This window comes from Mycolicibacterium flavescens (genome assembly GCF_001722335.1).
GTDB classification, from domain to species: Bacteria; Actinomycetota; Actinomycetes; order Mycobacteriales; family Mycobacteriaceae; genus Mycobacterium; species Mycobacterium flavescens.
In genome coordinates this window covers 181,370-205,983 of record NZ_MIHA01000001.1, presented here as the reverse complement: position 1 = coordinate 205,983, position 24,614 = coordinate 181,370, and the positions used below count along the sequence as shown (strand labels likewise).

21 protein-coding genes are annotated in these 24,614 nt (G+C 69.6%); 20 read left to right on the top strand and 1 reads right to left on the bottom strand.

Annotated elements, in window-relative coordinates; all coding sequences use genetic code 11:
- Positions 1 to 3 precede the first annotated feature (3 nt).
- Positions 4 to 834, bottom strand: a complete 831-nt coding sequence (locus BHQ18_RS00985; protein ID WP_069411699.1) for an aldo/keto reductase — start codon at positions 832 to 834, stop codon at positions 4 to 6.
- Between BHQ18_RS00985 and BHQ18_RS00980 the strand changes: the two genes are divergently transcribed.
- From BHQ18_RS00980 to BHQ18_RS00885, 20 genes are all read left to right on the top strand, one after another.
- Positions 833 to 1,927, top strand: a complete 1,095-nt coding sequence (locus BHQ18_RS00980) for an alpha/beta hydrolase (RefSeq protein WP_069411698.1) — start codon at positions 833 to 835, stop codon at positions 1,925 to 1,927. The two genes, BHQ18_RS00985 and BHQ18_RS00980, sit on opposite strands and share 2 nt — an antisense overlap.
- 34 nt (positions 1,928 to 1,961) lie before the next feature.
- Positions 1,962 to 2,747, top strand: coding sequence for a DsbA family protein (locus BHQ18_RS00975; RefSeq protein ID WP_069411697.1), 786 nt, complete (start codon positions 1,962 to 1,964; stop codon positions 2,745 to 2,747).
- Complete coding sequence (locus tag BHQ18_RS00970) at positions 2,744 to 3,376, top strand: vitamin K epoxide reductase family protein (protein WP_069411696.1); 633 nt, start codon at positions 2,744 to 2,746, stop codon at positions 3,374 to 3,376. The genes BHQ18_RS00975 and BHQ18_RS00970 overlap by 4 nt, the downstream gene beginning before the upstream one ends.
- 33 nt (positions 3,377 to 3,409) lie before the next feature.
- The gene (locus BHQ18_RS00965) at positions 3,410 to 6,796 is read left to right on the top strand and encodes a pyruvate carboxylase (RefSeq protein WP_069411695.1); all 3,387 of its coding nucleotides are present in this window, start codon (positions 3,410 to 3,412) and stop codon (positions 6,794 to 6,796) included.
- Positions 6,793 to 7,374: a 16S rRNA (guanine(966)-N(2))-methyltransferase RsmD gene (gene rsmD / locus BHQ18_RS00960; RefSeq protein WP_084293836.1), complete on the top strand. Its 582-nt coding sequence runs from the start codon at positions 6,793 to 6,795 to the stop codon at positions 7,372 to 7,374. The genes BHQ18_RS00965 and rsmD overlap by 4 nt, the downstream gene beginning before the upstream one ends.
- A 24-nt stretch (positions 7,375 to 7,398) precedes the next feature.
- Entirely contained in the window at positions 7,399 to 7,878 is a 480-nt protein-coding gene (coaD, locus tag BHQ18_RS00955) for a pantetheine-phosphate adenylyltransferase (protein WP_069411693.1), read from the top strand.
- A 78-nt stretch (positions 7,879 to 7,956) separates the two neighbouring features.
- Positions 7,957 to 8,523, top strand: coding sequence for a hemerythrin domain-containing protein (locus tag BHQ18_RS00950; RefSeq protein ID WP_069411692.1), 567 nt, complete (start codon positions 7,957 to 7,959; stop codon positions 8,521 to 8,523).
- Positions 8,524 to 8,719: 196 nt separating this feature from the next.
- Positions 8,720 to 9,457, top strand: a complete 738-nt coding sequence (gene sepIVA / locus BHQ18_RS00945; protein ID WP_069411691.1) for a cell division protein SepIVA — start codon at positions 8,720 to 8,722, stop codon at positions 9,455 to 9,457.
- Between the two features lie 31 nt (positions 9,458 to 9,488).
- Positions 9,489 to 10,097, top strand: coding sequence for a YceD family protein (locus tag BHQ18_RS00940; RefSeq protein WP_069411690.1), 609 nt, complete (start codon positions 9,489 to 9,491; stop codon positions 10,095 to 10,097).
- Positions 10,090 to 10,791: a ribonuclease III gene (gene rnc, locus BHQ18_RS00935; RefSeq protein WP_069411689.1), complete on the top strand. Its 702-nt coding sequence runs from the start codon at positions 10,090 to 10,092 to the stop codon at positions 10,789 to 10,791. Before BHQ18_RS00940 ends, rnc begins: the two co-directional genes overlap by 8 nt.
- Positions 10,784 to 11,656 (top strand): bifunctional DNA-formamidopyrimidine glycosylase/DNA-(apurinic or apyrimidinic site) lyase, encoded by an 873-nt coding sequence (mutM, locus tag BHQ18_RS00930; protein ID WP_069411688.1) that lies wholly within the window; start codon positions 10,784 to 10,786, stop codon positions 11,654 to 11,656. The genes rnc and mutM overlap by 8 nt, the downstream gene beginning before the upstream one ends.
- 57 nt (positions 11,657 to 11,713) lie before the next feature.
- A complete protein-coding gene (locus BHQ18_RS00925) occupies positions 11,714 to 12,130 on the top strand; it encodes an OsmC family protein (protein ID WP_069411687.1) in 417 nt (138 codons plus the stop codon).
- Positions 12,114 to 12,398 (top strand): acylphosphatase, encoded by a 285-nt coding sequence (locus BHQ18_RS00920; protein ID WP_069411686.1) that lies wholly within the window; start codon positions 12,114 to 12,116, stop codon positions 12,396 to 12,398. The genes BHQ18_RS00925 and BHQ18_RS00920 overlap by 17 nt, the downstream gene beginning before the upstream one ends.
- A gap of 26 nt (positions 12,399 to 12,424) precedes the next feature.
- Complete coding sequence (gene smc / locus BHQ18_RS00915) at positions 12,425 to 16,012, top strand: chromosome segregation protein SMC (RefSeq protein ID WP_205866012.1); 3,588 nt, start codon at positions 12,425 to 12,427, stop codon at positions 16,010 to 16,012.
- Positions 16,013 to 16,068: 56 nt separating this feature from the next.
- Positions 16,069 to 17,442, top strand: coding sequence for a signal recognition particle-docking protein FtsY (gene ftsY, locus BHQ18_RS00910; protein WP_069411684.1), 1,374 nt, complete (start codon positions 16,069 to 16,071; stop codon positions 17,440 to 17,442).
- A 256-nt stretch (positions 17,443 to 17,698) separates the two neighbouring features.
- Positions 17,699 to 19,000, top strand: coding sequence for an ammonium transporter (locus BHQ18_RS00905; RefSeq protein WP_234794039.1), 1,302 nt, complete (start codon positions 17,699 to 17,701; stop codon positions 18,998 to 19,000).
- A gap of 33 nt (positions 19,001 to 19,033) precedes the next feature.
- Entirely contained in the window at positions 19,034 to 19,372 is a 339-nt protein-coding gene (locus tag BHQ18_RS00900) for a P-II family nitrogen regulator (RefSeq protein WP_069411682.1), read from the top strand.
- Between the two features lie 77 nt (positions 19,373 to 19,449).
- Complete coding sequence (locus tag BHQ18_RS00895) at positions 19,450 to 21,918, top strand: [protein-PII] uridylyltransferase (protein WP_069411681.1); 2,469 nt, start codon at positions 19,450 to 19,452, stop codon at positions 21,916 to 21,918.
- 60 nt (positions 21,919 to 21,978) lie between these two features.
- Complete coding sequence (ffh, locus tag BHQ18_RS00890) at positions 21,979 to 23,538, top strand: signal recognition particle protein (RefSeq protein ID WP_069411680.1); 1,560 nt, start codon at positions 21,979 to 21,981, stop codon at positions 23,536 to 23,538.
- 1 nt (position 23,539) lies between these two features.
- Positions 23,540 to 24,613, top strand: a complete 1,074-nt coding sequence (locus BHQ18_RS00885; protein ID WP_069411679.1) for a metal-dependent hydrolase family protein — start codon at positions 23,540 to 23,542, stop codon at positions 24,611 to 24,613.
- The last annotated feature ends 1 nt before the right edge of the window (position 24,614 follow it).

Genomic DNA, 24,614 nt, shown 5'->3' with positions numbered 1-24,614 from the left:
CACCTACCCTGTGAACTCGAAGTTTTTCGGGTCGGGACCCAACCGAGTGCCGTCGCCGAGAGACGAGACGGACGCCATGTCCTGCTCGCTCAGCTCGAAGTCGAACACGTCGAAGTTGCTCACAATTCTCTCGGGGGTCACCGATTTCGGGATGACTATATTGCCGAGTTGCATATGCCACCTAATCAGTACCTGTGCGGGCGTTTTGCCGTGTGCCTCGGCAACCGCGGTCACGGTCTCGTTCGAGAGCAACGAACCCTGCCCCAGCGGACTCCACGCCTCGGTGGCGATACCCAACTGCGCGTGCACTTCCCGAAGCTCCTCCTGCTGCAGCAGCGGATGCAGTTCGATCTGGTTGACGGTCGGCACGATGCCGGTCGCGTCGACCAGCGCGCGCAGGTGCTCGGGCTCGAAGTTGCTGACCCCGATGGAGCGGATGCGGCCCTGCTCCTTGAGCTCGGCGAAGGCCTTGAAGGTGTCGACGAACTTGTTGGTCTTCGGCATCGGCCAGTGGATGAGGTAGAGGTCGAGATACTCGAGCCCGAGCCGCTGCATGCTCTTGTCGAACGCGGTCAGGGTGGTGTCGTAGCCTTGGTCGGAGTTCCACAGCTTGGTCGTGATGTACACCTCCTCGCGCGGCACACCCGACGTGGCCAGCGCCTGGCCCACCTCGCGCTCGTTACGGTAGGCAGCAGCGGTGTCGATGTGGCGGTACCCGGCTTCCAGCGCGGTGGCCGCGGCCCGCTCGGTGTCCTCCGGCGGGGTCTGCCAAACGCCCAGACCGACCTGGGGTATCGAATTACCGTCGTTCAGCGTGATCGAGGGAGATGCCATGACCGAGAGTCTGCCAGCTCAACAAACCTGGAGCCCGGGCCGCCGTGAGGCGCTGCTGAACGCCGCCGCCGGCGTCACGTTGCGCACGCTGCCCCGCATCCCGGACCGGGTCAAACGGCTCCTGCTCGGCGGGCGCAGCATCACCGTCGACGGCAACACGCTCGACACCACGCTGCAGCTGATGCTGGCCGGGCAGAAGCTGGTCGGTATCGACGGCCTCAGCGGTCCCGGCAACGTGGCCGCCGCCCGCGCCCAGCTCAGCGGCCTGTCCGCCGGGTTCGACCAGTACATTCCGGTCGCCGCGGTGACCGACCTGACCGTCTCGGGCGGTGCCGGCCCGATCCCGGCGCGGCACTACGCCACCGCCGCGCCGGACGCCCCGCTGCTGGTGTTCTTCCACGGCGGCGGGTTCGTGCTCGGCGACCTCGACAGCCACGACGACCTGTGCCGGCTGATCTGCCGGGACGCCGACCTGCACGTGCTGTCCGTCGACTACCGGTTGGCGCCCGAACACAAGGCGCCGGCCGCGGCCGAGGACGGGTTCGCCGCCTACCGCTGGGCGCTGGAGCACGCCGCCGAACTCGGCGCCGACCCCGCCCGGATCGCGGTCGGCGGTGACAGCGCAGGCGGCAACATCGCCGCCGTCGTCGCCCAACGCGCCCGCGACGAGCGACTGCCGTCGCCGGCGCTGCAGCTGCTGATCTACCCGTGGACGAACCTGGCCGCCCAGACCCGGTCGCAGACCCTGTTCGCCAACGGCTACTTCCTCACCAAGGCCGACCTGCACTGGTTCCGCGACAAATACCTCACCGACGCGCCGGTCGCGGTGACCGACCCGGTGGTCTCACCGCTGCTGGCCGACGACCTGTCCGGGCTGGCGCCGGCGTTGATGCTGACCGGCGGTTTCGACCCGCTGCGCGACGAGGGAATCCAGTACGCCGACGCGCTGCGCAGCGCCGGCGTGCCCGTCGACTTCCGGCAGGCCGGGTCACTGGTCCACGGTTTCGCCAGCATGTTCCCCCTCGGCGGCGGCAGCGCGGCCGCGGTGTCGGACATGATCTCCGCGCTGCGCGCCCATCTGGTGCGCGGCTGACCAGACGCGAAACCGCCGCCGGTACGCTTACCCCGTGGCCACGAAACCGAAGAAGAACCCGCGCTACGACCTCAAGGCGGCCGACCGGAAGCGCAACCTGGCAATTCAGATCGGGTTGACCGCCGTCGTCGTCATCTTCGCCGCCGCGCTGGTGCTGTACATCGTGATGACCAAAGAGGACAAGCCCGGCGAAGGTGAGGCCAAGTCGATCCGGGTGGCGTCGAGCAACGTCATCACCGCGGAGGGCAGCACCGAACCCAAGGCGGTGCTGTCGCTCTACGAGGACTTCCTGTGCCCGGCGTGCGGCAACTTCGAGAAGCAGTTCGGGCCGACGATCAACAAGCTCATCGACAGCGGTGCGGTGGCCGCCGACTACTACATGGTCTCGATCCTCGACCGGCAGGGACAGGGTTACTCGACGCGCGCGGCCAACGCCGCCTACTGCGTCGCCGACGCCGACACCGAGGCGTTCCGTCGCTTCCACGGCGCGCTGTACGCGCAACAGCCCCCCGAAGGTGTCGGCCCGTTCCCGGACAACTCGCGGCTGATCGAGGTCGCGCGCCAGGCCGGGGTGACCGGTGACGTGCCGACCTGCATCAACAACGGCCGCTACGAGGACATGGTCAAGGGCCTGGCCAAGGCCACCGAGGTGAACTCCACGCCGACCATCCGGATCAACGGCAACGACTACCGGCCCTCCACACCTGATGCGCTGATCGCCGAGATCGAGAAGATCGTCGGCGAGGTGCCCGCCCTGGATGCGGGCGCGCCGTCGCCGAATCCGGACCCGACGCCGCCGCAGGCCCCGCCGGCGCCGTGACCGTCACCGCGCCCGGCGCAGTCTCGCCGACCGGACCGGCGCCCGAGCGGTCGCCCGGAATGCCGGTCGGGCGCGCGAGCGCGGTGTGGATCCTGCTGGCCGGGGTGCTGGGGTTGGCCGCCGCGGCGGCGCTGACGGTCGAGAAGATCGAACTGCTGATCGACCCCGACTATGTCCCGTCGTGCAGCCTGAACCCGGTGCTGTCGTGCGGTTCGGTGATGATCACCCCGCAGGCGTCGGCGTTCGGGTTCCCGAACTCGCTGATCGGCATCGTCGCGTTCACGGTGGTGGTGGTGACCGGAGTGCTCGCGCTCGCCCGCGTCGAACTGCCGCGCTGGTACTGGTCCGGCCTGGCCGTCGGGACGCTGCTGGGCGCGGCGTTCGTGCACTGGCTGATCTTTCAGAGCATGTACCGCATCGGCGCGTTGTGCCCGTACTGCATGGTCGTGTGGGCGGTGGTCATTCCGCTTCTGGTGGTGGTCGCCTCGATCGCGCTGCAACCGCAGCAGCGCGGCGCCGTCGCGCGGGTGGTGCACACCTGGCGGTGGTCGTTGGTCGCGCTGTGGTTCACCGCGCTGCTGCTGCTGATCCTGGTGCGGTTCTGGTACTACTGGTCGACCCTGCTCTGAGACTTCTTTGAGTACCCGGGGTTAAATGGGCGCGTGATCTCCAAAGTCCTCGTCGCCAACCGCGGCGAGATCGCGATCCGGGCCTTCCGCGCCGCCTACGAGATGGGCATCGGCACCGTCGCGGTCTATGCGCACGAGGACCGGAACTCGCTGCACCGGCTCAAGGCCGACGAGTCCTACCAGATCGGCGACACCGGGCACCCGGTGCGCGCCTACCTCTCGGTCGACGAGATCATCCGCGTGGCCAAACATGCCGGCGCCGACGCGGTGTATCCGGGATACGGCTTCCTGTCGGAGAACCCGGCGCTGGCGGCCGCCTGCGCCGAGGCCGGGATCACGTTCGTCGGGCCCAGCGCCCAGGTCCTCGAACTGACCGGGAACAAGGCGCGCGCGATCGAGGCGGCCCGCGCGGCGGGGCTGCCGGTGCTGCGGTCCTCGGCGCCGTCGGCATCGCCCGACGAACTGCTGGCCGCCGCCCGCGACATGGAGTTCCCGCTGTTCGTCAAGGCGGTCTCCGGTGGCGGCGGGCGCGGCATGCGCCACGTGGCCGACATGGAAGCGCTGCCCGACGCGATCGAGGCGGCCGGGCGGGAAGCCGAATCCGCGTTCGGTGACGCCACGCTGTACCTCGAGCAGGCCGTGGTCAACCCGCGCCACATCGAGGTGCAGATCCTGGCGGACACCCGCGGCAACATCATGCACCTGTTCGAACGGGACTGCAGCGTGCAGCGCCGCCACCAGAAGGTCATCGAGCTGGCGCCGGCGCCGAACCTGTCCGACGAACTGCGGCAACGGATCTGCGACGACGCGGTCGCGTTCGCCCGCCAGATCGACTACACCTACGCCGGCACGGTGGAGTTCCTGCTCGACGAGCGCGGCCATCACGTGTTCATCGAGTGCAACCCGCGGATCCAGGTCGAGCACACCGTGACCGAGGAGATCACCGACATCGACCTGGTGTCGAGCCAGTTGCGGATCGCCGACGGCGAGACGCTGGAGTCGCTGGGGCTCAGCCAGGAGGCGCTGCCGGTGCCGCGGGGTTTCGCGATGCAGTGCCGCATCACCACCGAGGACCCGGCCAACGGGTTCCGGCCCGACACCGGCCGCATCACCGGCTACCGCACACCCGGCGGCGCCGGGATCCGCCTCGACGGCGGCACGCACCTCGGCGCGGAGATCAGCGCGCACTTCGACTCGATGCTGGTCAAATTGACTTGTCGGGGGCGCGATTTCAGCACCGCGGTGGCCCGGGCCCGCCGCGCCCTGGCCGAGTTCCGCATCCGCGGGGTGTCGACGAACATCCCGTTCCTGCAGGCGGTGGTCAACGACGCCGACTTCCGGGCCGGCCGGGTCAGCACGTCGTTCATCGACCAGCGGCCGTACCTGCTGACCGCGCGTACACCCGCCGACCGCGGTACCAAGATCCTCAACTACCTCGCCGACGTCACGGTCAACCAACCGCACGGCCCGCGTACCGCGTCGGTGTACCCGCAGGACAAGCTGCCCGACGTCGACCTCGACGTCGCGCCGCCGCCGGGCAGCAAGCAGCGCCTGACCGAACTGGGCCCGCAGGGTTTCGCCGACTGGATGCGCGATTCGGGTCCGCTCGGCGTCACCGACACGACGTTCCGCGACGCCCACCAGTCGCTGCTGGCGACCCGGGTGCGCACCACCGGGCTGCTGATGGTGGCGCCCTACATCGCGCGGATGACGCCGCAGCTGCTGTCGATCGAATGCTGGGGCGGCGCGACTTACGATGTGGCGCTTCGCTTTCTGAAGGAGGACCCGTGGGAGCGGCTGGCCGCGCTGCGGGAGGCGCTGCCGAACATCTGCCTGCAGATGCTGCTGCGCGGACGCAACACCGTCGGCTACACCCCCTACCCGGAGTCGGTGACGCAGGCGTTCGTCGCCGAGGCCACCGCCACCGGCATCGACATCTACCGGATCTTCGATGCGCTCAACAACGTCGACTCCATGCGCCCGGCGATCGACGCGGTCCGCGAAACCGGTTCGGCCATAGCGGAAGTCGCGATGAGCTACACCGGGGACCTGTCGGACCCGGGGGAGGACCTCTACACGCTGGACTACTACCTGCGGCTGGCCGAAGAGATCGTCGAGGCCGGCGCGCACGTGCTGGCGGTCAAGGACATGGCCGGTCTGCTGCGTCCGCAGGCCGCGCACACCCTGGTCGGTGCGCTGCGGTCGCGGTTCGACCTGCCGGTGCACGTGCACACCCACGACACCCCGGGCGGCCAGTTGGCGACCTACCTGGCGGCGTGGCAGGCCGGCGCCAGCGCGGTCGACGGCGCCTCGGCGCCGCTGGCCGGCACCACCAGCCAGCCCGCGCTCAGCTCGATCGTCGCGGCCACCGCGCACACCGAGTTCGACACCGGACTGTCACTGCAGGCGGTGTGCGATCTGGAGCCCTACTGGGAGGCGCTGCGAAAGGTGTACGCGCCGTTCGAGTCCGGCCTGCCGGCGCCGACCGGCCGGGTGTACCGCCACGAGATCCCCGGCGGTCAGCTGTCGAACCTGCGGCAGCAGGCGATCGCCCTGGGCCTCGGCGACCGGTTCGAGGAGATCGAGGCCAGCTATGCCGCCGCCGACCGGGTGCTGGGCCGGCTGGTGAAGGTCACCCCCTCGTCGAAGGTGGTCGGCGACCTGGCGCTGGCGCTCGTCGGGGCCGGCGTCAGCGCCGAGGAATTCGCCTCGGACCCGGCGCGTTTCGACATCCCCGACTCGGTGATCGGGTTCCTCCGGGGTGAACTCGGCGACCCGGCCGGCGGGTGGCCGGAGCCGCTGCGGACCAAGGCGCTGGCCGGCCGTGCCCCCGCCAAACCGCAGGCCGAGCTCAGCGCCGAGGACGAGGCCGTGCTCGCGCAGGCCGGACCGAAACGTCAGGCCGCGCTGAACCGGCTGCTGTTCCCCGGTCCGACAAAGGAATTGGAGGCGCACCGCGAACAGTACGGGGACACCTCCGGGCTGTCGGCCAACCAGTTCTTCTACGGGTTGCGGCACGGCGACGAGCACCGCGTCCAGTTGGAGCGCGGCGTGGAGCTGCTGATCGGGCTCGAGGCCGTCTCCGATCCCGACGAACGCGGTATGCGCACGGTGATGTGCATCCTCAACGGACAGCTGCGCCCGGTGCTGGTGCGCGACCGCAGCGTCGCCAGCGACGTCCCGGCCGCCGAGAAGGCCGACCGGTCCAACTCCGACCACATCGCCGCGCCGTTCGCCGGGGTGGTCACCGTCAGCGTGGCCGCCGACGACGAGGTGCAGGCCGGTCAGACCGTCGCCACCATCGAGGCGATGAAGATGGAGGCCGCGATCACCGCCCCGAAGGCCGGCAAGGTGCAGCGGGTCGCGGTGTCGGCCACGGCCCAGGTCGAGGGCGGCGATCTGCTGGTGGTGGTCAGCTGACCCGCATCATCGGCGGCGCGCTGGGCGGACGGCGGATCTCGGTGCCCCAGCAGCGATCCGGTCAGGGCACCCGGCCCACCACCGACCGGGTCCGCGAGGCGTTGTTCAACCTGCTGGCCGCGCGGGTGGACCTCGACGGCGCGGCGGTACTCGACCTGTACGCGGGTTCGGGCGCGCTCGGTTTGGAGGCGCTGTCGCGCGGGGCCTCGTCAGCACTGTTCGTCGAATCCGACGGCCGCGCCGCCGGTGTCATCGCCGACAACATCGCCTCGCTGCACGTGACCGGGGCGGTGGTGCGCCGCGGTTCGGTCGCCGCGGTGCTGGGTGCGGGTGCGACGAGCCCGGTCGACCTCGTGTTCGCCGATCCGCCGTACGACGTCGTTGCCGCCGAAGTGATCTCGGTGCTCGAGGCCCTGGCGCGCGGCGGGTGGGCGGCGCCGGGAACCGTCGTCGTCATCGAGCGCTCCGCGCACGGCCCGCCGCTGGACTGGCCGGCCGGCTGGCAGGTGTGGCCGGCGCGCAGCTACGGAGACACCCGCCTGGAACTGGCCGAGTACGGCGACACCGGGACCGGCTGAGCCGCCCTGCTAGCGTCTTCGGTCATGAGCGGCGCGGTATGCCCGGGATCCTTCGACCCGGTGACTCTCGGCCATATCGACATCTTCGAGCGCGCGGCCGCGCAGTTCGACGAGGTGGTGATCGCCGTACTCGTCAACCCGAACAAGAAGGGCATGTTCACCCTCGACGAGCGCATCGCGATGATCGAGGAGTCCACCGCGCACCTGCCCAACCTGCGGGCCGAGTCGGGCGAGGGGTTGGTGGTCGACTTCGTCCGCCAGCGCGGGATGACCGCGATCATCAAGGGATTGCGCAGCGGAGCCGACTTCGAGTACGAGCTGCAGATGGCGCAGATGAACAAACATGTCGCGGGCGTCGACACGTTCTTCGTCGCGACCACGCCGCGCTACTCGTTCGTGTCGTCGTCGTTGGCCAAGGAGGTCGCCTCACTCGGCGGCGACGTGTCCGATCTGCTTCCCGCGGCGGTCAACGAGCGGTTGCAGGCAAAGCTTCGCCGAGATTAGAACCCCCCTGCGCGGGTAGTCCGCACATGGCGCACCAGCCCAACAGCGCCATCACTCGACACCGCAGGAGGTTCTGCCATGGTGGACACGTTTGTCCAGGACACCAGTGACGTGGTCAAGTTCCTGACCGACCAGCACAACCTGATCAAGGATCTGTTCGACGAGGTGCTCGGCGCCTCCCATCCGAAGGCCCGCGAGAAGGCGTTCACCGATCTGCGCCGACTGCTCGCCGTGCACGAGACCGCCGAGGAGATGGTCGTGCATCCACGGGCCCGCTCGGCGGTCGAGGACGGCGACGCGGTCGTCGACGCCCGGCTCAAGGAAGAGCACGAGGCCAAGGAGTTCCTGTCGCGGCTGGAGAAGATGGACATCGCGTCGCAGGAGTTCATCACCGAACTGACCAAGTTCCGCGACGACGTGATCGAGCACGCCGAACTCGAGGAGCGCGAGGAGTTCAGCCGGCTGCAGCAGCAACTCGACGACAACGACCTGAAGGTGATGGCCGGTGCGGTCCAGGCCGCCGAGGCCATCGCGCCGACGCATCCGCACGCCGGGGTCGAGTCGGCCAAGGCGAACTTCGCGGTCGGCCCGTTCGCGTCGATGCTCGACCGCGCGCGCGACCTGATCGGGGCCGTGGTCAAGTAGCGCCTCGTCGCGCCGGACGTGAGCTGGTGGTCGAAGCTCTCGCGCACAGTTCACGTTCGGCGGCCAAGGGGTCTGGGGTAGTGGCTCGAAGCTCGCGGCAAACAAGTCGACCGGCGACACACCGGGCGGGAAGCTGAGTCACAGGCGTAACACCAGGCACACTAGTAACCGTCAACTACGCCTGGAGGGTGTTGCCGTGTACCGAGTTTTTGAGGCGCTCGACGAACTGAGCGCGATTGTGGAAGAAGCCCGCGGCGTGCCGATGACGGCCGGCTGCGTGGTGCCCCGCGGCGATGTCCTCGAGTTGCTCGACGACATCAAGGACGCGATTCCCGGTGAACTCGACGACGCCCAGGATGTGCTCGACGCCCGGGACGGGTTGCTGCGCGAAGCCAAGGAGCACTCCGACTCGATGGTGTCGACGGCCACCGCCGAGGCCGACTCGGTGCTCAACCACGCCCGCGCCGAAGCCGACCGGCTGCTGGCCGACGCGAAGGCCCAGGCCGACCGGATGGTCGCCGAGGCCCGCCAGCACAGCGAGCGGATGGTCGTCGAGGCCCGCGACGAGGCCACCCGGATCGCCGCGACCGCCAAGCGCGAGTACGAGGCCAGCACCGGACGCGCCAAGACCGAGGCCGACCGCCTCATCGAGAGCGGCAACCTGGCCTACGAGAAGGCCGTGCAGGAAGGCATCAAGGAACAGCAGCGGCTGGTGTCGCAGACCGAGATCGTGCAGACCGCGACCGCCGAGGCCACCCGTCTGATCGACTCGGCGCACGCCGAGGCCGACCGGTTGCGCGGCGAATGCGACATCTACGTCGACAGCAAGCTCGCCGAGTTCGAGGACTTCCTCAACGGCACACTGCGCTCGGTCGGGCGTGGCAGGCACCAGTTGCGGACCGCCGCCGGCACCCACGACTACGCGGCTCGGTAGCCGCCCGGCGATCGCCGTAAACTGGACGTCTATGGCGACGCATGCCAGAGCGGCGACGCACCGCGCGTCACAATCGCCGCTCGTCATCAACCTCTCCCGGCTCGGTCGACGACCCGGGTCGATGGTGGCTGTCCACGAGACGGTGCCGAGTCCGTCGAGGATCGGGCTCGACCTCATCGCGATCGCCGAAGGCGCACCGCTGACCATCGACGTGCGGGTCGAGTCGGTCTCGGAGGGCGTCCTGGTCTCGGGCACCGTGTCGGCGCCGACGTCGGGCGAGTGCGCGCGATGTCTGACACCGGTCACTGGCGAGGTCGAGATCGAGCTGACCGAACTGTTCGCCTATCCCGACAGCGCCACCGACGAGACCACCGAGGCCGACGAGGTCGGCCGCGTGGTGGACGACACCGTGAACCTCGAGCAGCCGATCGTCGACGCCGTCGGACTCGCGCTGCCGTTCGCGCCGCTGTGCGGCCCGGAGTGCGCCGGTCTGTGCCCGGAGTGCGGTATCGCGCTGGCCACCGCGGAACCCGGACACCACCACGAACGCCTCGACCCGCGCTGGGCCAAGCTGGCCGGCATGTTCGACGCCGGTGGGCAGGAGAGCGAGTCTGGGATCAGTAAGGACGCGCGTGACTGACCGCGCCGCGCTGTTGGCTGCGCTGGGGGTCGAACTGCCGGACGAATTGCTGACCGTCGCGCTCACCCACCGCAGCTACTCCTACGAGAACGGCGGACTGCCGACCAACGAGCGCCTGGAGTTCCTGGGCGACGCCGTGCTGGGACTCACGATCACCGAAGAGCTCTACCACCGTCATCCGGAGCGCTCCGAGGGTGATCTGGCCAAGCTGCGGGCCAGCATCGTCAACACCCAGGCGCTGGCCGAGGTAGGGCGCCACCTGACCGAGGGCGGCCTCGGCACGCACCTGCTGCTGGGTAAGGGCGAGGAGAACTCCGGCGGCGCCGACAAGGCGAGCATCCTGGCCGACGGCGTCGAATCCCTGCTCGGCGCAATCTATCTCGAGCACGGCATCACGGTCACGCGTGAGGTGATACTGCGCCTGTTCGCATCGCTGCTCGACACCGCGCCGACGCTGGGCGCCGGGTTGGACTGGAAGAGCAGCCTGCAGGAACTCACCGCCGGCCGCGGGCTCGGCGCGCCGTCCTACATCGTCACCTCGAGCGGCCCGGACCACGACAAGGAGTTCAGCGCGACCGTCGTCGTCGCCGAAACCGAGTACGGCAGGGGAGTGGGCCGCACGAAGAAGGAAGCCGAACTCAAGGCGGCCGCGGCCGCGTGGACGGCGCTGACCGCCGCTGAGGTAGATGCCTGAGCTTCCCGAAGTCGAGGTCGTGCGCCGGGGACTGGCCGCACACGTCGTCGACAAGGCGATCACCGCGGTGCGGGTGCACCATCCCCGCGCCGTGCGCAGGCACGAGGCGGGGCCGGGGGATCTGACCGCGCGGCTGCTGGGTTCGCGCATCGTCGGCACCGGGCGGCGCGGCAAGTATCTGTGGCTGACGCTCGACGACGGCTCCGCGCTGGTGGTGCACCTGGGCATGAGCGGGCAGATGCTGCTCGGCCCGCTGCCGCGCGAGGACCATCTGCGGATCGCGACGCTGCTCGACGACGGGACCGCGCTGAGCTTCGTCGACCAGCGCACGTTCGGCGGGTGGATGCTCACCGACATGGTCACCGTTGACGGTAGCGAGGTGCCGGTGCCCGTCGCGCACGTCGCGCGCGACCCACTGGACCCGCGATTCAACCGCGACGGTGTCGTGAAAGTGTTGCGCGGCAAGCATTCCGAGATCAAACGGCAGCTGCTCGACCAGACCGTCGTCTCGGGCATCGGCAACATCTACGCCGACGAGGCGCTGTGGCGGGCCAAGGTCAACGGCGCGCGGCTGGCGTCGTCGCTGACCCGGCCCAAGCTGGCCGAAGTGCTCGACGCGGCCGCGGAGGTGATGCGTGAGGCGCTGGCCCAGGGCGGGACGTCGTTCGACTCGCTGTACGTCAACGTCAACGGCGAGTCCGGGTACTTCGACCGCTCGCTGGACGCCTACGGCCGCGAGGGCGAACCGTGCCGCCGCTGCGGAGCCGTCATGCGGCGGGAGAAGTTCATGAACCGCTCCTCGTTCTACTGCCCGAGATGCCAGCCGCGCCCGCGGGTGCGCCGAACCTTGCCGAGAGCGACGTAATGGTCGATTGCGCGCGCGGTTTTCCGCCAATTCGTCGGTCTGGGCGAAGATGGGGCCATGACCGAACTTTGGGTAGAGCGGACCGGAGCGCGCCGGTACACCGGACGCAGTTCGCGGGGCGCGCAGGTGCTCGTCGGCAGTGAGGACGTCGACGGCGTCTTCACCCCCGGCGAATTGTTGAAGATCGCGCTGGCCGCGTGCAGCGGGATGGCCAGCGACATCCCCCTGCAGCGCCGCCTCGGCGAGGACTACACGACGACGATCCGCGTGTCCGGTGCCGCCGACCGCGAGGCCGAGCGCTATCCGCGGCTGGCCGAACGCATGGAGCTCGACCTGTCCGGGCTCTCCGAGTCGGAGCGCGCGCGGGTGCTCTCCGTGGTCGAGCGCGCGATCGACCAGGTCTGTACGGTCGGCCGCACGCTCAAGGCCGGGGCGGAAGTGACATTTGAGGTTGATGATGCAGGAGTTAGCTGAGGTACGTCTGACGGCCTGGGTGCACGGCCACGTCCAGGGCGTCGGCTTCCGCTGGTGGACCCGCTCGCGCGCGCTGGAACTCGGGCTGACCGGCTACGCCGCCAACAAGCCCGACGGCCGGGTCCAGGTTGTCGCGCAGGGCCCGCGCGAGGCCTGCGATCGGCTACTTGACCTGCTGCGAAGCGGCGACACCCCCGGTCGCGTCGACAACGTCGTCGCCGACTTCACCGAACCTCGCGACTCGCTAGAAAGCTTCACCGAGCGATAGCCGTTCCGGCGGTAGTGTGGCACGTCGTGCACCTCAAGAGTCTGACCCTGAAGGGCTTCAAGTCGTTTGCTTCGCCGACGACTCTGCGCTTCGAGCCAGGCATCACGTGCGTGGTCGGGCCCAACGGCTCGGGCAAATCCAACGTCGTCGACGCGCTCACCTGGGTGATGGGCGAGCAGGGGGCCAAGACGCTGCGCGGCGGCAAGATGGAAGACGTCATCTTCGCCGGCACGTCGTCGCGGCCGCCGCTGGGCCGTGCCGAGGTCAACGTCACCATCGACAACTCCGACAACTCACTGCCGATCGAATACAACGAGGTCTCGATCACCCGGCGGATGTTCCGCGACGGCGGCAGCGAGTACGAGATCAACGGCAGCAGTTGCCGGTTGATGGACGTCCAGGAACTGCTGTCGGACTCCGGCATCGGCCGCGAGATGCACGTGATCGTCGGGCAGGGCAAGCTCTCGGAGATCCTCGAGTCGCGGCCCGAGGACCGGCGGGCGTTCATCGAGGAGGCCGCCGGCGTCCTCAAACACCGCAAGCGCAAGGAAAAAGCGGTCCGCAAGCTCGACGCGATGTCGGCCAACCTCAACCGGCTCACCGACCTGACCACCGAACTGCGCCGCCAGCTCAAACCGCTGGGCAGGCAGGCGGAGATGGCCCGGCGTGCGCAGACCATCCAGGCCGATCTGCGCGACGCCCGGCTGCGGCTGGCCGCCGACGACCTGGTCACCCGCCGCACCGAGTTCGAGAACACCAACCAGGCCGAGACCACGCTGCGCCGCGAGCACGACGAGATCGCCGCCCGCCTGGAGGCCAAGACCGTCGAGCTGAGCGCCCACGAGTCGGCGGTCGAAACCCTCAGCGCGCGAGCCGACGCCGCGCAGCAGACGTGGTTCTCGCTGTCGGCGCTGGCCGAACGTGTCAGCGCGACGGTCCGCATCGCGACCGAACGGGCCCAGCATCTGGAGGGCGAGCCCGAGATGTCGACCGGGCCGGACCCCGACGAACTCGACGCGCAGGCCGACGAGATTGCCGCCCAGGAACGGCAACTGCTCGACGAACTCACCGAATCCCGCAGCACACTCGAAGCCGCTCGCGCCGAACTCGGCGAGTGCGAGCGCATGGCCGCCGAAGCCGAACGCGCCCACATGGCCGCCGCCCGCGCCGAAGCGGACCGCCGCGAAGGGCTGGCCCGGCTGTCGGGCCAGGTCGACACGATGCGGACCCGCGTGGAGTCGATCGACGAGACCGTGAGCAGGCTCAGCGGCGCCATCGAGGAGGCCGCCGCCAAGGCCCAGCACACCCAGGCCGAGTTCGAGACCGTACAGGGCCGCGTCGGGGAACTCGACGCCGGCGAGGTCGGGCTCGACGAACAACACGACCGCAGCGTGACCGCGCTGCGGTTGGCCGACGAACGCGTCGCCGAACTGCAGGCCGCCGAGCGCAGCGCCGAACGGCAGGTGGCATCGTTGCGGGCCCGGATCGAAGCGCTCTCGGTCGGTCTCGACCGCAAGGACGGCGCGGCCTGGCTGCAGGAGAACCGCAGCGACGCAGGACTTCTCGGGTCGGTCGCGAACCTGCTGAAGGTGCGCAGCGGCTACGAGGTGGCCGTCGCGACCGTCCTCGGCGCGGCCGCCGACGCCGTCGCCGCCGAGAACGCCGCCGCGGCCCGCGCTGCGGTCGCCGCACTCAAGGAATCCGACGGCGGACGTGCCGCCATCGTGCTCAGCGACTGGCCTGATCACGCTGTGCCGCAGCGTGATTCGCTTCCGGACGGCGCGCACTGGGCGGTCGATCTGGTCGAGGCGCCGCAGCGGCTGGTCGGTGCGGTGCACGCGATGCTCGGCGACGTCGCGGTGGTGGGGGATCTGTCGGCCGCGCTGGACCTGGCCACCGCCCGCCCGGGGCTGCGCGCGGTCACCACCGACGGCGACCTGGTCGGCGCCGGCGTGCTCAGCGGCGGCTCGGATCGCAAGGTCAGCACGCTGGAGATCGCCTCCGAGGTCGACAAGGCCCGCGCCGAACTCGAGGCCGCCGAGACCCAGGTCGGCGAGTTGTCGGCCGCGTTGGCGGGCGCGTTGGCCGAGCAGTCCAGCCGGCAGGACGCCGCCGAGCAGGCGCTCGCGGCGCTCAACGAGTCCGATGCCGCGATCTCGGCGATCTACGAGCAGCTGGGCCGGCTCGGCCAGGACGCCCGCGCCGCCGACGACGAATGGCAACGGCTGATCCAGCAGCGCGCCGAGCTGGAAACCAACCGCGCCCGCACCGTCGAGGAACTCGGCGAGCTCGAACAGCGCCTGCACAACGCGCAGCAGGCGCCGATGTTCGAAGCCGAACCGGTCGACCGTCAGGAGACGATGGCCGCCGCGGAGGTCGCCCGCGCCGCCGAGGTGGAGGCCCGGCTGGCCGTGCGCACCGCTGAGGAACGCGCGAACGCCGTTCGCGGCCGGGCTGATTCACTGCGCAGGGCGGCGACGGCCGAACGCGAGGCCCGGCTGCGGGCCCAGCGGGCGCGCGAGGCCCGCGAGCACGCCGCCGCGGTGGCCGCTGCGGTCGCCGAGTCGGGACGCCTTGTCGCGCAACGGCTGAGCGCGGTGGTCGCGGTGGCGTCACGGGTGCGCGACGAGGTGGCCGCCGAGCGGCAACACCGGTCGACGGCGTTGGCCCGTACCCGCGACGAGGTCAACGAGCTGACCGCCAAGAGCAACGCGCTGACCGACGCGCTGCACAAGGACGAGGTGGCCAAAGCCCAAGCGGCGCTGCGCATCGAACAACTCGAAGAGCAGGTCCTCGAACAGTTCGGGATGGCCACCGCCGACCTGATCGCCGAGTACGGCCCCGACGTGCCGCTGCCGCCGACCGAGCTGGAGATGGCCGAGTACGAGCAGGCCCGGGAACGCGGCGAGCAGGTCACCGCGCCGGCTCCGATGCCGTTCGACCGGCCGACGCAGGAACGCCGCGCGAAGAAGGCCGAACGCGAACTCAACGAGCTGGGCCGGGTGAACCCGCTGGCGCTCGAGGAGTTCGCCGCACTCGAGGAGCGCTACAACTTCCTGTCCACCCAGCTCGAGGACGTCAAGGGCGCGCGCAAGGACCTGCTCGACGTGGTCGACGACGTCGACGCGCGGATCCTGCAGGTTTTCACCGAGGCCTACGCCGACGTGGAACGCGAGTTCACCCAGGTGTTCTCGACGTTGTTCCCCGGCGGCGAGGGCCGGCTGCTGCTGACCAACCCCGATGACATGCTCACCACCGGGATCGAGGTCGAGGCCCGCCCGCCCGGCAAGAAGATCAAGCGGCTGTCGCTGCTGTCCGGCGGCGAGAAGTCGCTGACCGCGGTGGCGATGCTGGTCGCGATCTTCCGGGCCCGGCCGTCGCCGTTCTACGTGATGGACGAGGTGGAGGCCGCGCTCGACGACGTCAACCTGCGCCGGCTGATCAGCCTGTTCGAGCAGCTGCGGGAACGCTCACAGCTGATCGTCATCACCCACCAGAAGCCGACCATGGAGGTCGCCGACGCGCTCTACGGCGTCACCATGCGCGACGACGGCATCACCACGGTCATCAGCCAGCGCATGCGCGGGCAGGAATTGCTCGCCTCCACCAACTGACTGCCCCCAACTGAGGGCGCGGGGGAGACGCCGAGCCATCTTGAGACAATGGTTCGGTGACCGAAGGTTTGTGGATCGCAGTCGCGGTCATCGCCGTTCTGCTCGTGGCCGCGCTCATCATCGGGCTGGTGCGCTACCGGCGCCGCCAGATCAGCCTGAAGAAGACCGACACCCCGGCCGCGGTCGACCGCTCGGGCGGTTACACGGCCTCTTCGGGCATCACGTTCTCGCAGTCCGCGCCGACCGCGCCGCCTCAGCCCGCCGAGCGGATCGACACCAGCGGGCTGCCCGCCGTCGGCGACGACGCGACCGTCCCGCGGGACGCCCCGAAACGCCCGATCGCCGACGTGCAGCTGCCCGAGGCTCCGGTGAAGCCGGTGCCGAAGCCGGTCGAGACTCCGCCGGTGGTCGAGAAGCCGGTCGAGGAGACCGTCGAAGAACCCGTCCGAGAACCCGTCCGAGAACCGGTCGAAGAGCCGACCCCAGCCGCGCCCGCGATCGACGAGATCGCGCCGACCGAGGGCCGCCTCGAGCGGCTACGCGGACGGCTGGCCCGCTCGCAGAACACGCTGGGCCGCAGCATGCTCGGCCTGCTCGGCGCCGGTGACCTCGACGAGGCCTCCTGGGAGGAGGTCGAGGACACGTTGCTGATCGCCGACCTCGGCCCGGTGGTCACCGAGTCGGTCGTCACGTCGTTGCGCGCACGGATGGCGTCCAGCGGGGTGCGCACCGAAGCCGACGCCCGCGCGGTGCTGCGCGAGGTGCTCATCGAAGAGCTGCGCCCCGAGTTCGACCGCTCGATCAGGGCGCTGCCGCACGCCGACAAGCCGTCGGTGCTGCTGGTCGTCGGTGTCAACGGCACCGGTAAGACGACGACGGTCGGCAAGCTGGCGCGGGTGCTGGTGGCCGACGGCCGCCGCGTCGTGCTCGGCGCCGCCGACACGTTCCGCGCCGCGGCGGCCGACCAGCTGCAGTCCTGGGCGTCGCGGGTCGGCGCGCAGGTGGTGCGCGGACCCGAGGGTGCCGACCCGGCGTCGGTCGCGTTCGACGCCGTCGACAAGGGTGTGGCCGACGGCGCCGACGTCGTCGTCATCGACACCGCCGGGCGCCTGCACACCAAAACCGGCCTGATGGACGAACTGGGCAAGGTCAAGCGGGTGGTCAGCAAGCGCGCCGAGGTCGACGAGGTGCTGCTGGTCCTCGACGCCACCATCGGACAGAACGGTCTGCCGCAGGCGCGCGTGTTCGCTGAGGTCGTCGACATCACCGGTGTGGTGCTGACCAAACTCGACGGCACGGCGAAGGGCGGAATCGTGTTCCGCGTGCAACAGGAACTCGGCGTTCCGGTCAAACTCGTTGGGCTCGGGGAAGGCGCCGACGATCTGGCGCCGTTCGAACCGGCGGCGTTCGTCGACGCGCTACTCGGTTAGTCCGACGAGACATCGTCGAGTCGTGTCCGGACCCGTTTTTGCTGGCCGCGCGCGTGCGAAACACGAGCGTAACGCTTCTGACGTGTCCGTTCACTTAACGGAAACGGAACAGAATCACAGGTGAAACGCGAGCCAAAGAGTCTCTTCGGGAGGCCGATCCGATCGGCGCACTTCCCAAGGAGGTTCACACAAAGTGGTTTCAGCCTTACCCCTAGCTCTACCCGATGATGCGTTCGCGCCGTTCGGCCCAGACGGGTTGAGCTCAGGCGACACCGCATGGGTACTCACCGCCGCGGCACTCGTTCTGTTCATGACACCGGGCCTGGCGTTCTTCTACGGCGGGCTGTCCCGCCAGAAGTCCGTGCTGAACATGATGATGATGTCGTTCGGGTCGCTCGGCGTGGTCAGCGTCATCTACGTGTTGTGGGGCTACTCGATGTCGTTCGCCTCCGCGCACACCGGTGAGAGCGACATCGCGGGCATCTTCGACAACCCGTTCGCGCTGTTCGGCCTGAGCCCGCTGCTGGAAGCCAAGGAAGTCGGTGCGGACACGCTCTACGTCATCGGCGGTTTCGGCACCGTGCCCGCCATCGTGTGGGTCGGCTTCCAATTGACCTTCGCGGTCATCACCGTCGCGCTGATCAGCGGCGCGGTGGCCGAGCGCATGAAGTTCGGCACCTGGCTGGTGTTCGGCGGCATCTGGGTCACGCTGGTGTATTTCCCGCTGTCGCACATGGTTTGGGGCGGCGGTCTGCTGTCCGGCGCTGAGAACGGCATCGCGGCCAAGATGTTCGGTGTCAGCGAGGAAGGCACCGCGAACGTCTCGCCGATCGACTTCGCCGGTGGCACCGTCGTTCACATCAACGCGGGCATGGCCGCACTGGTGCTGGCGCTGCTGCTCGGCAAGCGCACCGGCTTCGGCAAGGTCGCCTACCGGCCGCACAACATTCCGTTCGTGATGCTGGGCGCTGCCATCCTGTGGTTCGGCTGGTTCGGTTTCAACGTCGGATCCGAGGGCGCGGCCGACATGCTCGCCGGCCTGGTCTGGGTCAACACCACCGCCGCCACCGCCGCCGCGATGTTGGGCTGGCTGCTGGTGGAGCGCATCCGGGACGGCCACGCGACCAGCGTCGGCGCCGCCTCCGGCGTCGTCGCCGGCCTCGTCGCGATCACACCGGCCTGCGGTTCACTCTCGCCGATCGGGTCGCTGATCCTCGGCGTCATCGCCGGTGTGCTGTCCGCGCTGGCGGTCGGGCTGAAGTACAAGTTCGGCTACGACGACTCGCTCGACGTCGTCGGTGTGCACCTGGTGGCGGGCCTGTGGGGCACCGTCGGCATCGGCTTCCTGGCGACGGAGACCGGCCTGCTCTACGGCGGCGGCGTGCAGCAGCTGGTGGTGCAGGTGGTGATCGCCTTGGTGGCCGTCATCTTCACTGGCATCATGACGGCGATCATTGCCTTTATTGTCAAACCGTTGGGCTGGCGGGTCAGCCGAGAGGACGAGGACACCGGCATCGATGCGACCGAACATGCCGAAACCGCTTACGAGCTCGTCTGATCGGCAACAATTTCCTCGGAAGGGATCGACTACATGAAGCTGATTACTGCGATCGTCAAGCCGTTCACGCTCGAAGACGTCAAGACCGGACTCGAACAGACGGGTATTCTCGGCATGACCGTCAGCGAGGTTCAGGGCTACGGACGCCAGAAGGGTCACACCGAGGTGTACCGCGGCGCTGAATACTCCGTCGATTTCGTGCCGAAGGTGCGTGTCGAGGTCGTGGTCGACGACGCGTCTGTCGACAAGGTCGTCGACGTCATCGTCCAGGCCGCACGCACCGGCAAGATCGGCGACGGCAAGGTGTGGGTCAGCCCCGTCGACACCGTGGTCCGGGTACGCACCGGAGAACGCGGAGCCGACGCCCTTTGAGCCGCTTGACCAAATGAGAGGTCGTCTCCCGACCCGATGAACCGATTGCTGATTCCGACAGGTGGGGAGATGACGAGATGACCGAGAAACAGCGACCCGCCGCCGGTGCCCCCTCTCGATGGGTGGCGCCGGCGGCGGGCTCGTCCCGTCCCGCCACCGACCTGGCCGCTGCCGCCAAGCAGCTGCTCTCCGGCGGTGCGCGCCAACTGGATTCGGCTGCGCTGCGCGAGGCGCTGCAGGATCTGCACGAGTTCTGGCTCACCACAAAGGCCACCGAGATCGGGATCACCCCGACCAGTGGTTTTGCGATCGTCGCGACCGGCGGGCTGGGGCGCGGGGAGTTCGTCCCGCACTCCGACCTGGACCTGACGCTGCTGCACGACAATATGCCCACCGACATCGTCAGCCAGGTCGCCGAGCTGCTGTGGTATCCGCTGTGGGACGCCAACATTCGCATCGACCACAGCGTGCGTACCGTTCCGGAGGCGCTCAAGGTGGCCGGTGAGGACATCTCCGCGGGCCTGGCGATGCTCGAGGCCCGTCACATCACCGGTGACTCGGATCTGTCGTCGCTGTTGATCGGCGGGGCCCGACGGCAGTGGCGAACCGGAATCGCCTCCCGCTTCGACGAACTCGTCGAGCACACCAGGGCGCGCTGGGGCCGCAGCGGGGAGATCGCGCACCGCGCCGAACCTGACCTCAAATGCGGCCGCGGCGGGCTGCGCGACGTGCAGTTGCTCAACGCCCTGTCGATCGCCCAGCTGACCGACGTGTATCCCAACCGGAGCCTGGCCTCGCCGATCGGCACACTCGGCGAAGCGCATCTCGCGCTGCTCAACGTGCGCACCGAACTGCACCGGGTCGCCGGGCGCGGTCGCGACCTGCTGTTGGCGCAGCACGCCGACGAGATCGGCGCCGCACTGCACATCGGTGACCGGTTCGACCTGGCCCGCATGCTCTCCGATGCCGCGCGCACGATCAGTTTCTACGTCGACGCCGGGATCCGCACCGCGGGCAACGCGCTGCCGCGGCGCGGATTCGCCGCGCTGCGCCGCCCGTCGCGCCGACCCCTCGACGAGGGAGTCATCGAATTCGCGGGAGAGGTCATCCTGGCTCGCGACGCGCGCCCCGAACGCGACCCCGGGCTCATCCTGCGGGTCGCCGCCGCTTCGGCGACCACCGGCCTGCCGATGGCCGCGTCGACGCTGGCCCGGTTGGCCGCGGCCGCACCGGAACTGCGCACCCCGTGGCCGGCGCAGGCGCTCAAAGACCTGCTGGTGATGCTCGCCGCGGGACCGTCGGCGGTGGCCACCATCGAGGCTCTCGACCGCACCGGCCTGTGGGGCAGGCTGTTCCCCGAATGGGGCGCGGTGCGCGACCTACCGCCGCGAGATGTCGTGCACATCTGGACCGTCGACCGTCACCTCGTCGAAACCGTCGCGCGGGCAAGCGCATTCACCACCCGCGTGTCCCGGCCGGACTTGCTGCTGCTGGGCGCGCTGTGTCACGACATCGGCAAGGGGCGCGGCGGCGACCACAGCGTGATCGGTGCCGAGCTGGCCACCCAGATCGGCACCCGGCTGGGGCTGTGGCCGTCGGACGTGGAGATCCTGTCCAAAGTCGTCCGCCACCACCTGCTGCTGCCGCACACCGCGGTCCGCCGGGACCTGCAGGATCCCGCCACGATCGCCGCAGTGGCCGAGGCACTCGACGGCGATCTGGTTCTGCTGGAACTGCTGCACGTGCTGGCCGAGGCCGACTCGCTGGCCACCGGACCCGGAGTGTGGGGCGACTGGAAGGCCTCCCTGATCGGGGATCTGGTCGGTCGGTGCAGGATGGTGATGGCCGGGGAACCGCTGCCGCAGCCGGATCCCGTTGATCCCCGGCACCTTTCGATAGCTTCGCAAGTGGGCGTGCACGTCGAGATGACCCCCGGTGACAGCCCGCAGATCCATCACGTCACGATGATCGCGCCCGACCGGCGGGGGTTCCTGTCGAAGGCGGCCGGTGTGCTGGCGCTGAACTCGCTGCGGGTGCACTCGGCGTCGGTCAACGGTCACGAGGGTGCGGCGATCAACACGTTCGTGGTGTCCCCGCACTTTGGTGCGCCGCCGGCCGCCGAACTGCTGCGCCAGCAACTGATCCTCGCGCTCGACGGCGAACTCGACGTGCTGGAGGCCTTGGACCGCCGCGACCGCGACGCGTCGAAACACGGGTCGGGCCGCGCCGGGGAGGTCCCGGCCGCGGTCCCGATCAACCACGTCGCCGCACCGCCGCGGATCCTGTGGTCCGACGGCGCGAGGCCGGGTGAGCTCGTCGCCCAGATCCGCAGCACCGACCGTGCCGGGCTGCTGGCTCGGCTCACCGCCGTGTTCGAACGCGACGGTGTCGACATCGCCTGGGCGAAGGTCACGACGCTGGGTTCGTCGGTCGTCGACCTGTTCGGTATCACCGCAGGTCCGGCGCTGCGCGAGGACCTCGACCGCGACCTGTACGCGGTGCTGCCCACGCCGCCGCCGGCCAAGCCGGTCTCCGAAGCCAGCTGATCGCGGGCGCGTCCGCCCTGCCGGGGCGGTCACCGTCGCGCTCCCATTAGGCTGGACGGCGTGTTTGAATCCCTGTCCGACCGGTTGACCGGCGCCCTGCAGGGGCTGCGCGGTAAGGGGCGGCTGACCGACGCCGACATCGACGCGACCGCCCGGGAGATCCGGCTGGCGCTGCTGGAAGCCGACGTGTCGCTGCCCGTCGTGCGCGCGTTCGTCAACCGCATCAAGGAACGGGCCCGCGGCGCCGAGGTCTCCGGTGCGCTCAACCCGGCCCAGCAGGTCGTCAAGATCGTCAACGAGGAACTGATCGGGATCCTCGGCGGTGAGACCCGCTCGCTGACGTTCGCCAAGAACCCGCCGACGGTGATCATGCTGGCGGGTCTGCAGGGCTCCGGTAAGACGACCCTGGCCGGCAAGCTGGCGAAGTGGCTGCGCGGGCAGGGGCACACCCCGCTTCTGGTGGCGTGCGACCTGCAACGGCCCGGCGCGGTGAGCCAGCTGCAGATCGTCGGCCAGCGCGCGGACGTCGCGGTGTTCGCCCCGCATCCGGGCGTGTCCGCCGACGGTGCCGCCGACGCCGCGCCCGGTGACCCCGTGGCGGTCGCCGCGGCCGGCCTGGCCGAGGCCAAGGCCAAGCACTACGACGTCGTCATCGTCGACACCGCGGGCCGCCTCGGCATCGACGACGAGCTGATGAGCCAGGCCGCCGCGATCCGCGAGGCCGTCGACCCCGACGAAGTGATCTTCGTGCTCGACGCGATGATCGGCCAGGACGCGGTGACCACCGCGGAGGCGTTCCGCGAGGGCGTCGGGTTCACCGGCGTCGTGCTGACCAAGCTCGACGGTGACGCCCGCGGCGGCGCCGCGCTGTCGGTGCGCGAGATCACCGGCGTGCCGATCCTGTTCGCCTCCGCCGGGGAGAAGCTCGAGGACTTCGACGTCTTCCACCCCGACCGGATGGCCAGCCGGATCCTGGGCATGGGCGACGTGCTGACGCTGATCGAGCAGGCCGAACAGGTCTTCGATGCGCAGAAGGCCGAAGAGGCCGCCATCAAGATCGGCAGCGGTGAGCTGACGCTGGAGGACTTCCTTGAGCAGATGCTGGCGATCCGCAAGATGGGCCCGATCGGCAACCTGCTGGGCATGCTGCCCGGTGCCGGTCAGATGAAGGACGCGTTGGCCGCCGTCGACGACAAACAGCTCGACCGGCTGCAGGCCATCATCCGCGGTATGACGCCGGAGGAGCGCGCCGACCCGAAGATCATCAACGGGTCCCGGCGGCTGCGGATCGCCAACGGCTCCGGTGTCACGGTCGGCGAGGTCAACCAGCTCGTCGAACGGTTCTTCGAGGCCCGCAAGATGATGTCGAGCATGGCCGGTCAGATGGGAATGCCGTTCGGCCGCAAGAACAACCGCAAGAACGCCAAGAACAAGAAGAAGGGCAAGAAGGGCGGCAAGGGTCCGACCCCGCCGAAGGTGCGCAATCCGCTCGGCGCGGGGATGCCGGGACTGCCCGCGGGCTTCCCGGATCTGTCCGACATGCCCAAGGGGCTCGACGAACTGCCGCCGGGGCTGGCCGACATCGACCTGTCGAAGCTGAAGTTCCCGGGTCAGAAGTAGCGTGGCGCTGCACGTTCGGGGTCGCGGCCTGCCGACCGGGGAGCCGGTGGAGTGGTGGATCGACCGCGGCGCGCTCAGCGCCGAACCGGTCAGCGGCGCGGAGACGGTTTTCGACGGCGGCTGGGTGCTGCCCGGCCTGGTCGACGCGCACTGTCACGTCGGCCTCGGCGATCACGGTCCGCTCGACAACCTCGACGACTGCATCGCGCAGGCCGAGGTCGAACGCGACGTGGGGGCGCTGCTGCTGCGCGACGCCGGATCGCCGATCGACACCCGCAGCCTCGCCGACCGCGACGACCTGCCCGAGATCATCCGCGCCGGCCGCCACCTCGCGCGCCCGAAGCGGTACCAGCGGGACTTCGCGATCGAGCTGGAGGACGAGTCCGCGCTGCCCGCCGCGGTCGCCGAACAGGCGCGGTTCGGCGACGGCTGGGTCAAGCTGGTCGGGGACTGGATCGACCGTGAGGTCGGCGACCTGGCGCCGCTGTGGTCCGACGAGGTGCTCAAGGCCGCGATCGACGCCGCCCACGACAACGGCGCCCGCGTCACCGCCCACGTGTTCAGCGAGGACGCGCTGCCCGGGCTGATCAAGGCCGGCATCGACTGCATCGAACACGGAACCGGTCTGACCGACGACACCATCGACCTGATGGTGGAGCACGGCACCGCGCTGGTGCCGACGCTGATCAACATCGCGAACTTCCCAGGCATCGCGGACGCGGCGGCCAAATACCCGACGTACGCCCGGCACATGCGGGATCTGCACGAGAAGTGCTATCCGCGTATCGCGGCGGCCCGGGAGGCCGGGGTGCCGATCTATGCGGGCACCGACGCGGGCAGCATGGTGGCGCACGGGCGGATCGCCGACGAGATCGAGGCGCTGACCCGCATCGGGATGTCGGCGACCGAGGCGCTGGGCGCGGCGTGCTGGAGCGCCCGCGAGTGGCTGGGCCGGCCCGCGATGGAGCACGGCGCCCCCGCCGATCTGGTGTGCTATTCGGAGGATCCGCGCCGCGGCGCGGCCGTCCTCAACCACCCCGACGTGGTGATCCTGCGCGGCCGCGTGTTCGCCTAGT

Excerpts from the sequence above, each read along its gene's own strand:
- coaD (WP_069411693.1), top strand. The coding sequence starts at position 7,399 with ATGAGCGGCGCGGTATGCCCGGGATCCTTCGACCCGGTGACTCTCGGC.
- BHQ18_RS00895 (WP_069411681.1), top strand. The coding sequence starts at position 19,450 with ATGACCGAGAAACAGCGACCCGCCGCCGGTGCCCCCTCTCGATGGGTG.
- BHQ18_RS00980 (WP_069411698.1), top strand. The coding sequence starts at position 833 with ATGACCGAGAGTCTGCCAGCTCAACAAACCTGGAGCCCGGGCCGCCGT.
- mutM (WP_069411688.1), top strand. The coding sequence starts at position 10,784 with ATGCCTGAGCTTCCCGAAGTCGAGGTCGTGCGCCGGGGACTGGCCGCA.
- BHQ18_RS00925 (WP_069411687.1), top strand. The coding sequence starts at position 11,714 with ATGACCGAACTTTGGGTAGAGCGGACCGGAGCGCGCCGGTACACCGGA.
- BHQ18_RS00950 (WP_069411692.1), top strand. The coding sequence starts at position 7,957 with ATGGTGGACACGTTTGTCCAGGACACCAGTGACGTGGTCAAGTTCCTG.
- BHQ18_RS00920 (WP_069411686.1), top strand. The coding sequence starts at position 12,114 with ATGCAGGAGTTAGCTGAGGTACGTCTGACGGCCTGGGTGCACGGCCAC.
- BHQ18_RS00940 (WP_069411690.1), top strand. The coding sequence starts at position 9,489 with ATGGCGACGCATGCCAGAGCGGCGACGCACCGCGCGTCACAATCGCCG.
- BHQ18_RS00900 (WP_069411682.1), top strand. The coding sequence starts at position 19,034 with ATGAAGCTGATTACTGCGATCGTCAAGCCGTTCACGCTCGAAGACGTC.
- BHQ18_RS00985 (WP_069411699.1), bottom strand. The coding sequence starts at position 834 with ATGGCATCTCCCTCGATCACGCTGAACGACGGTAATTCGATACCCCAG.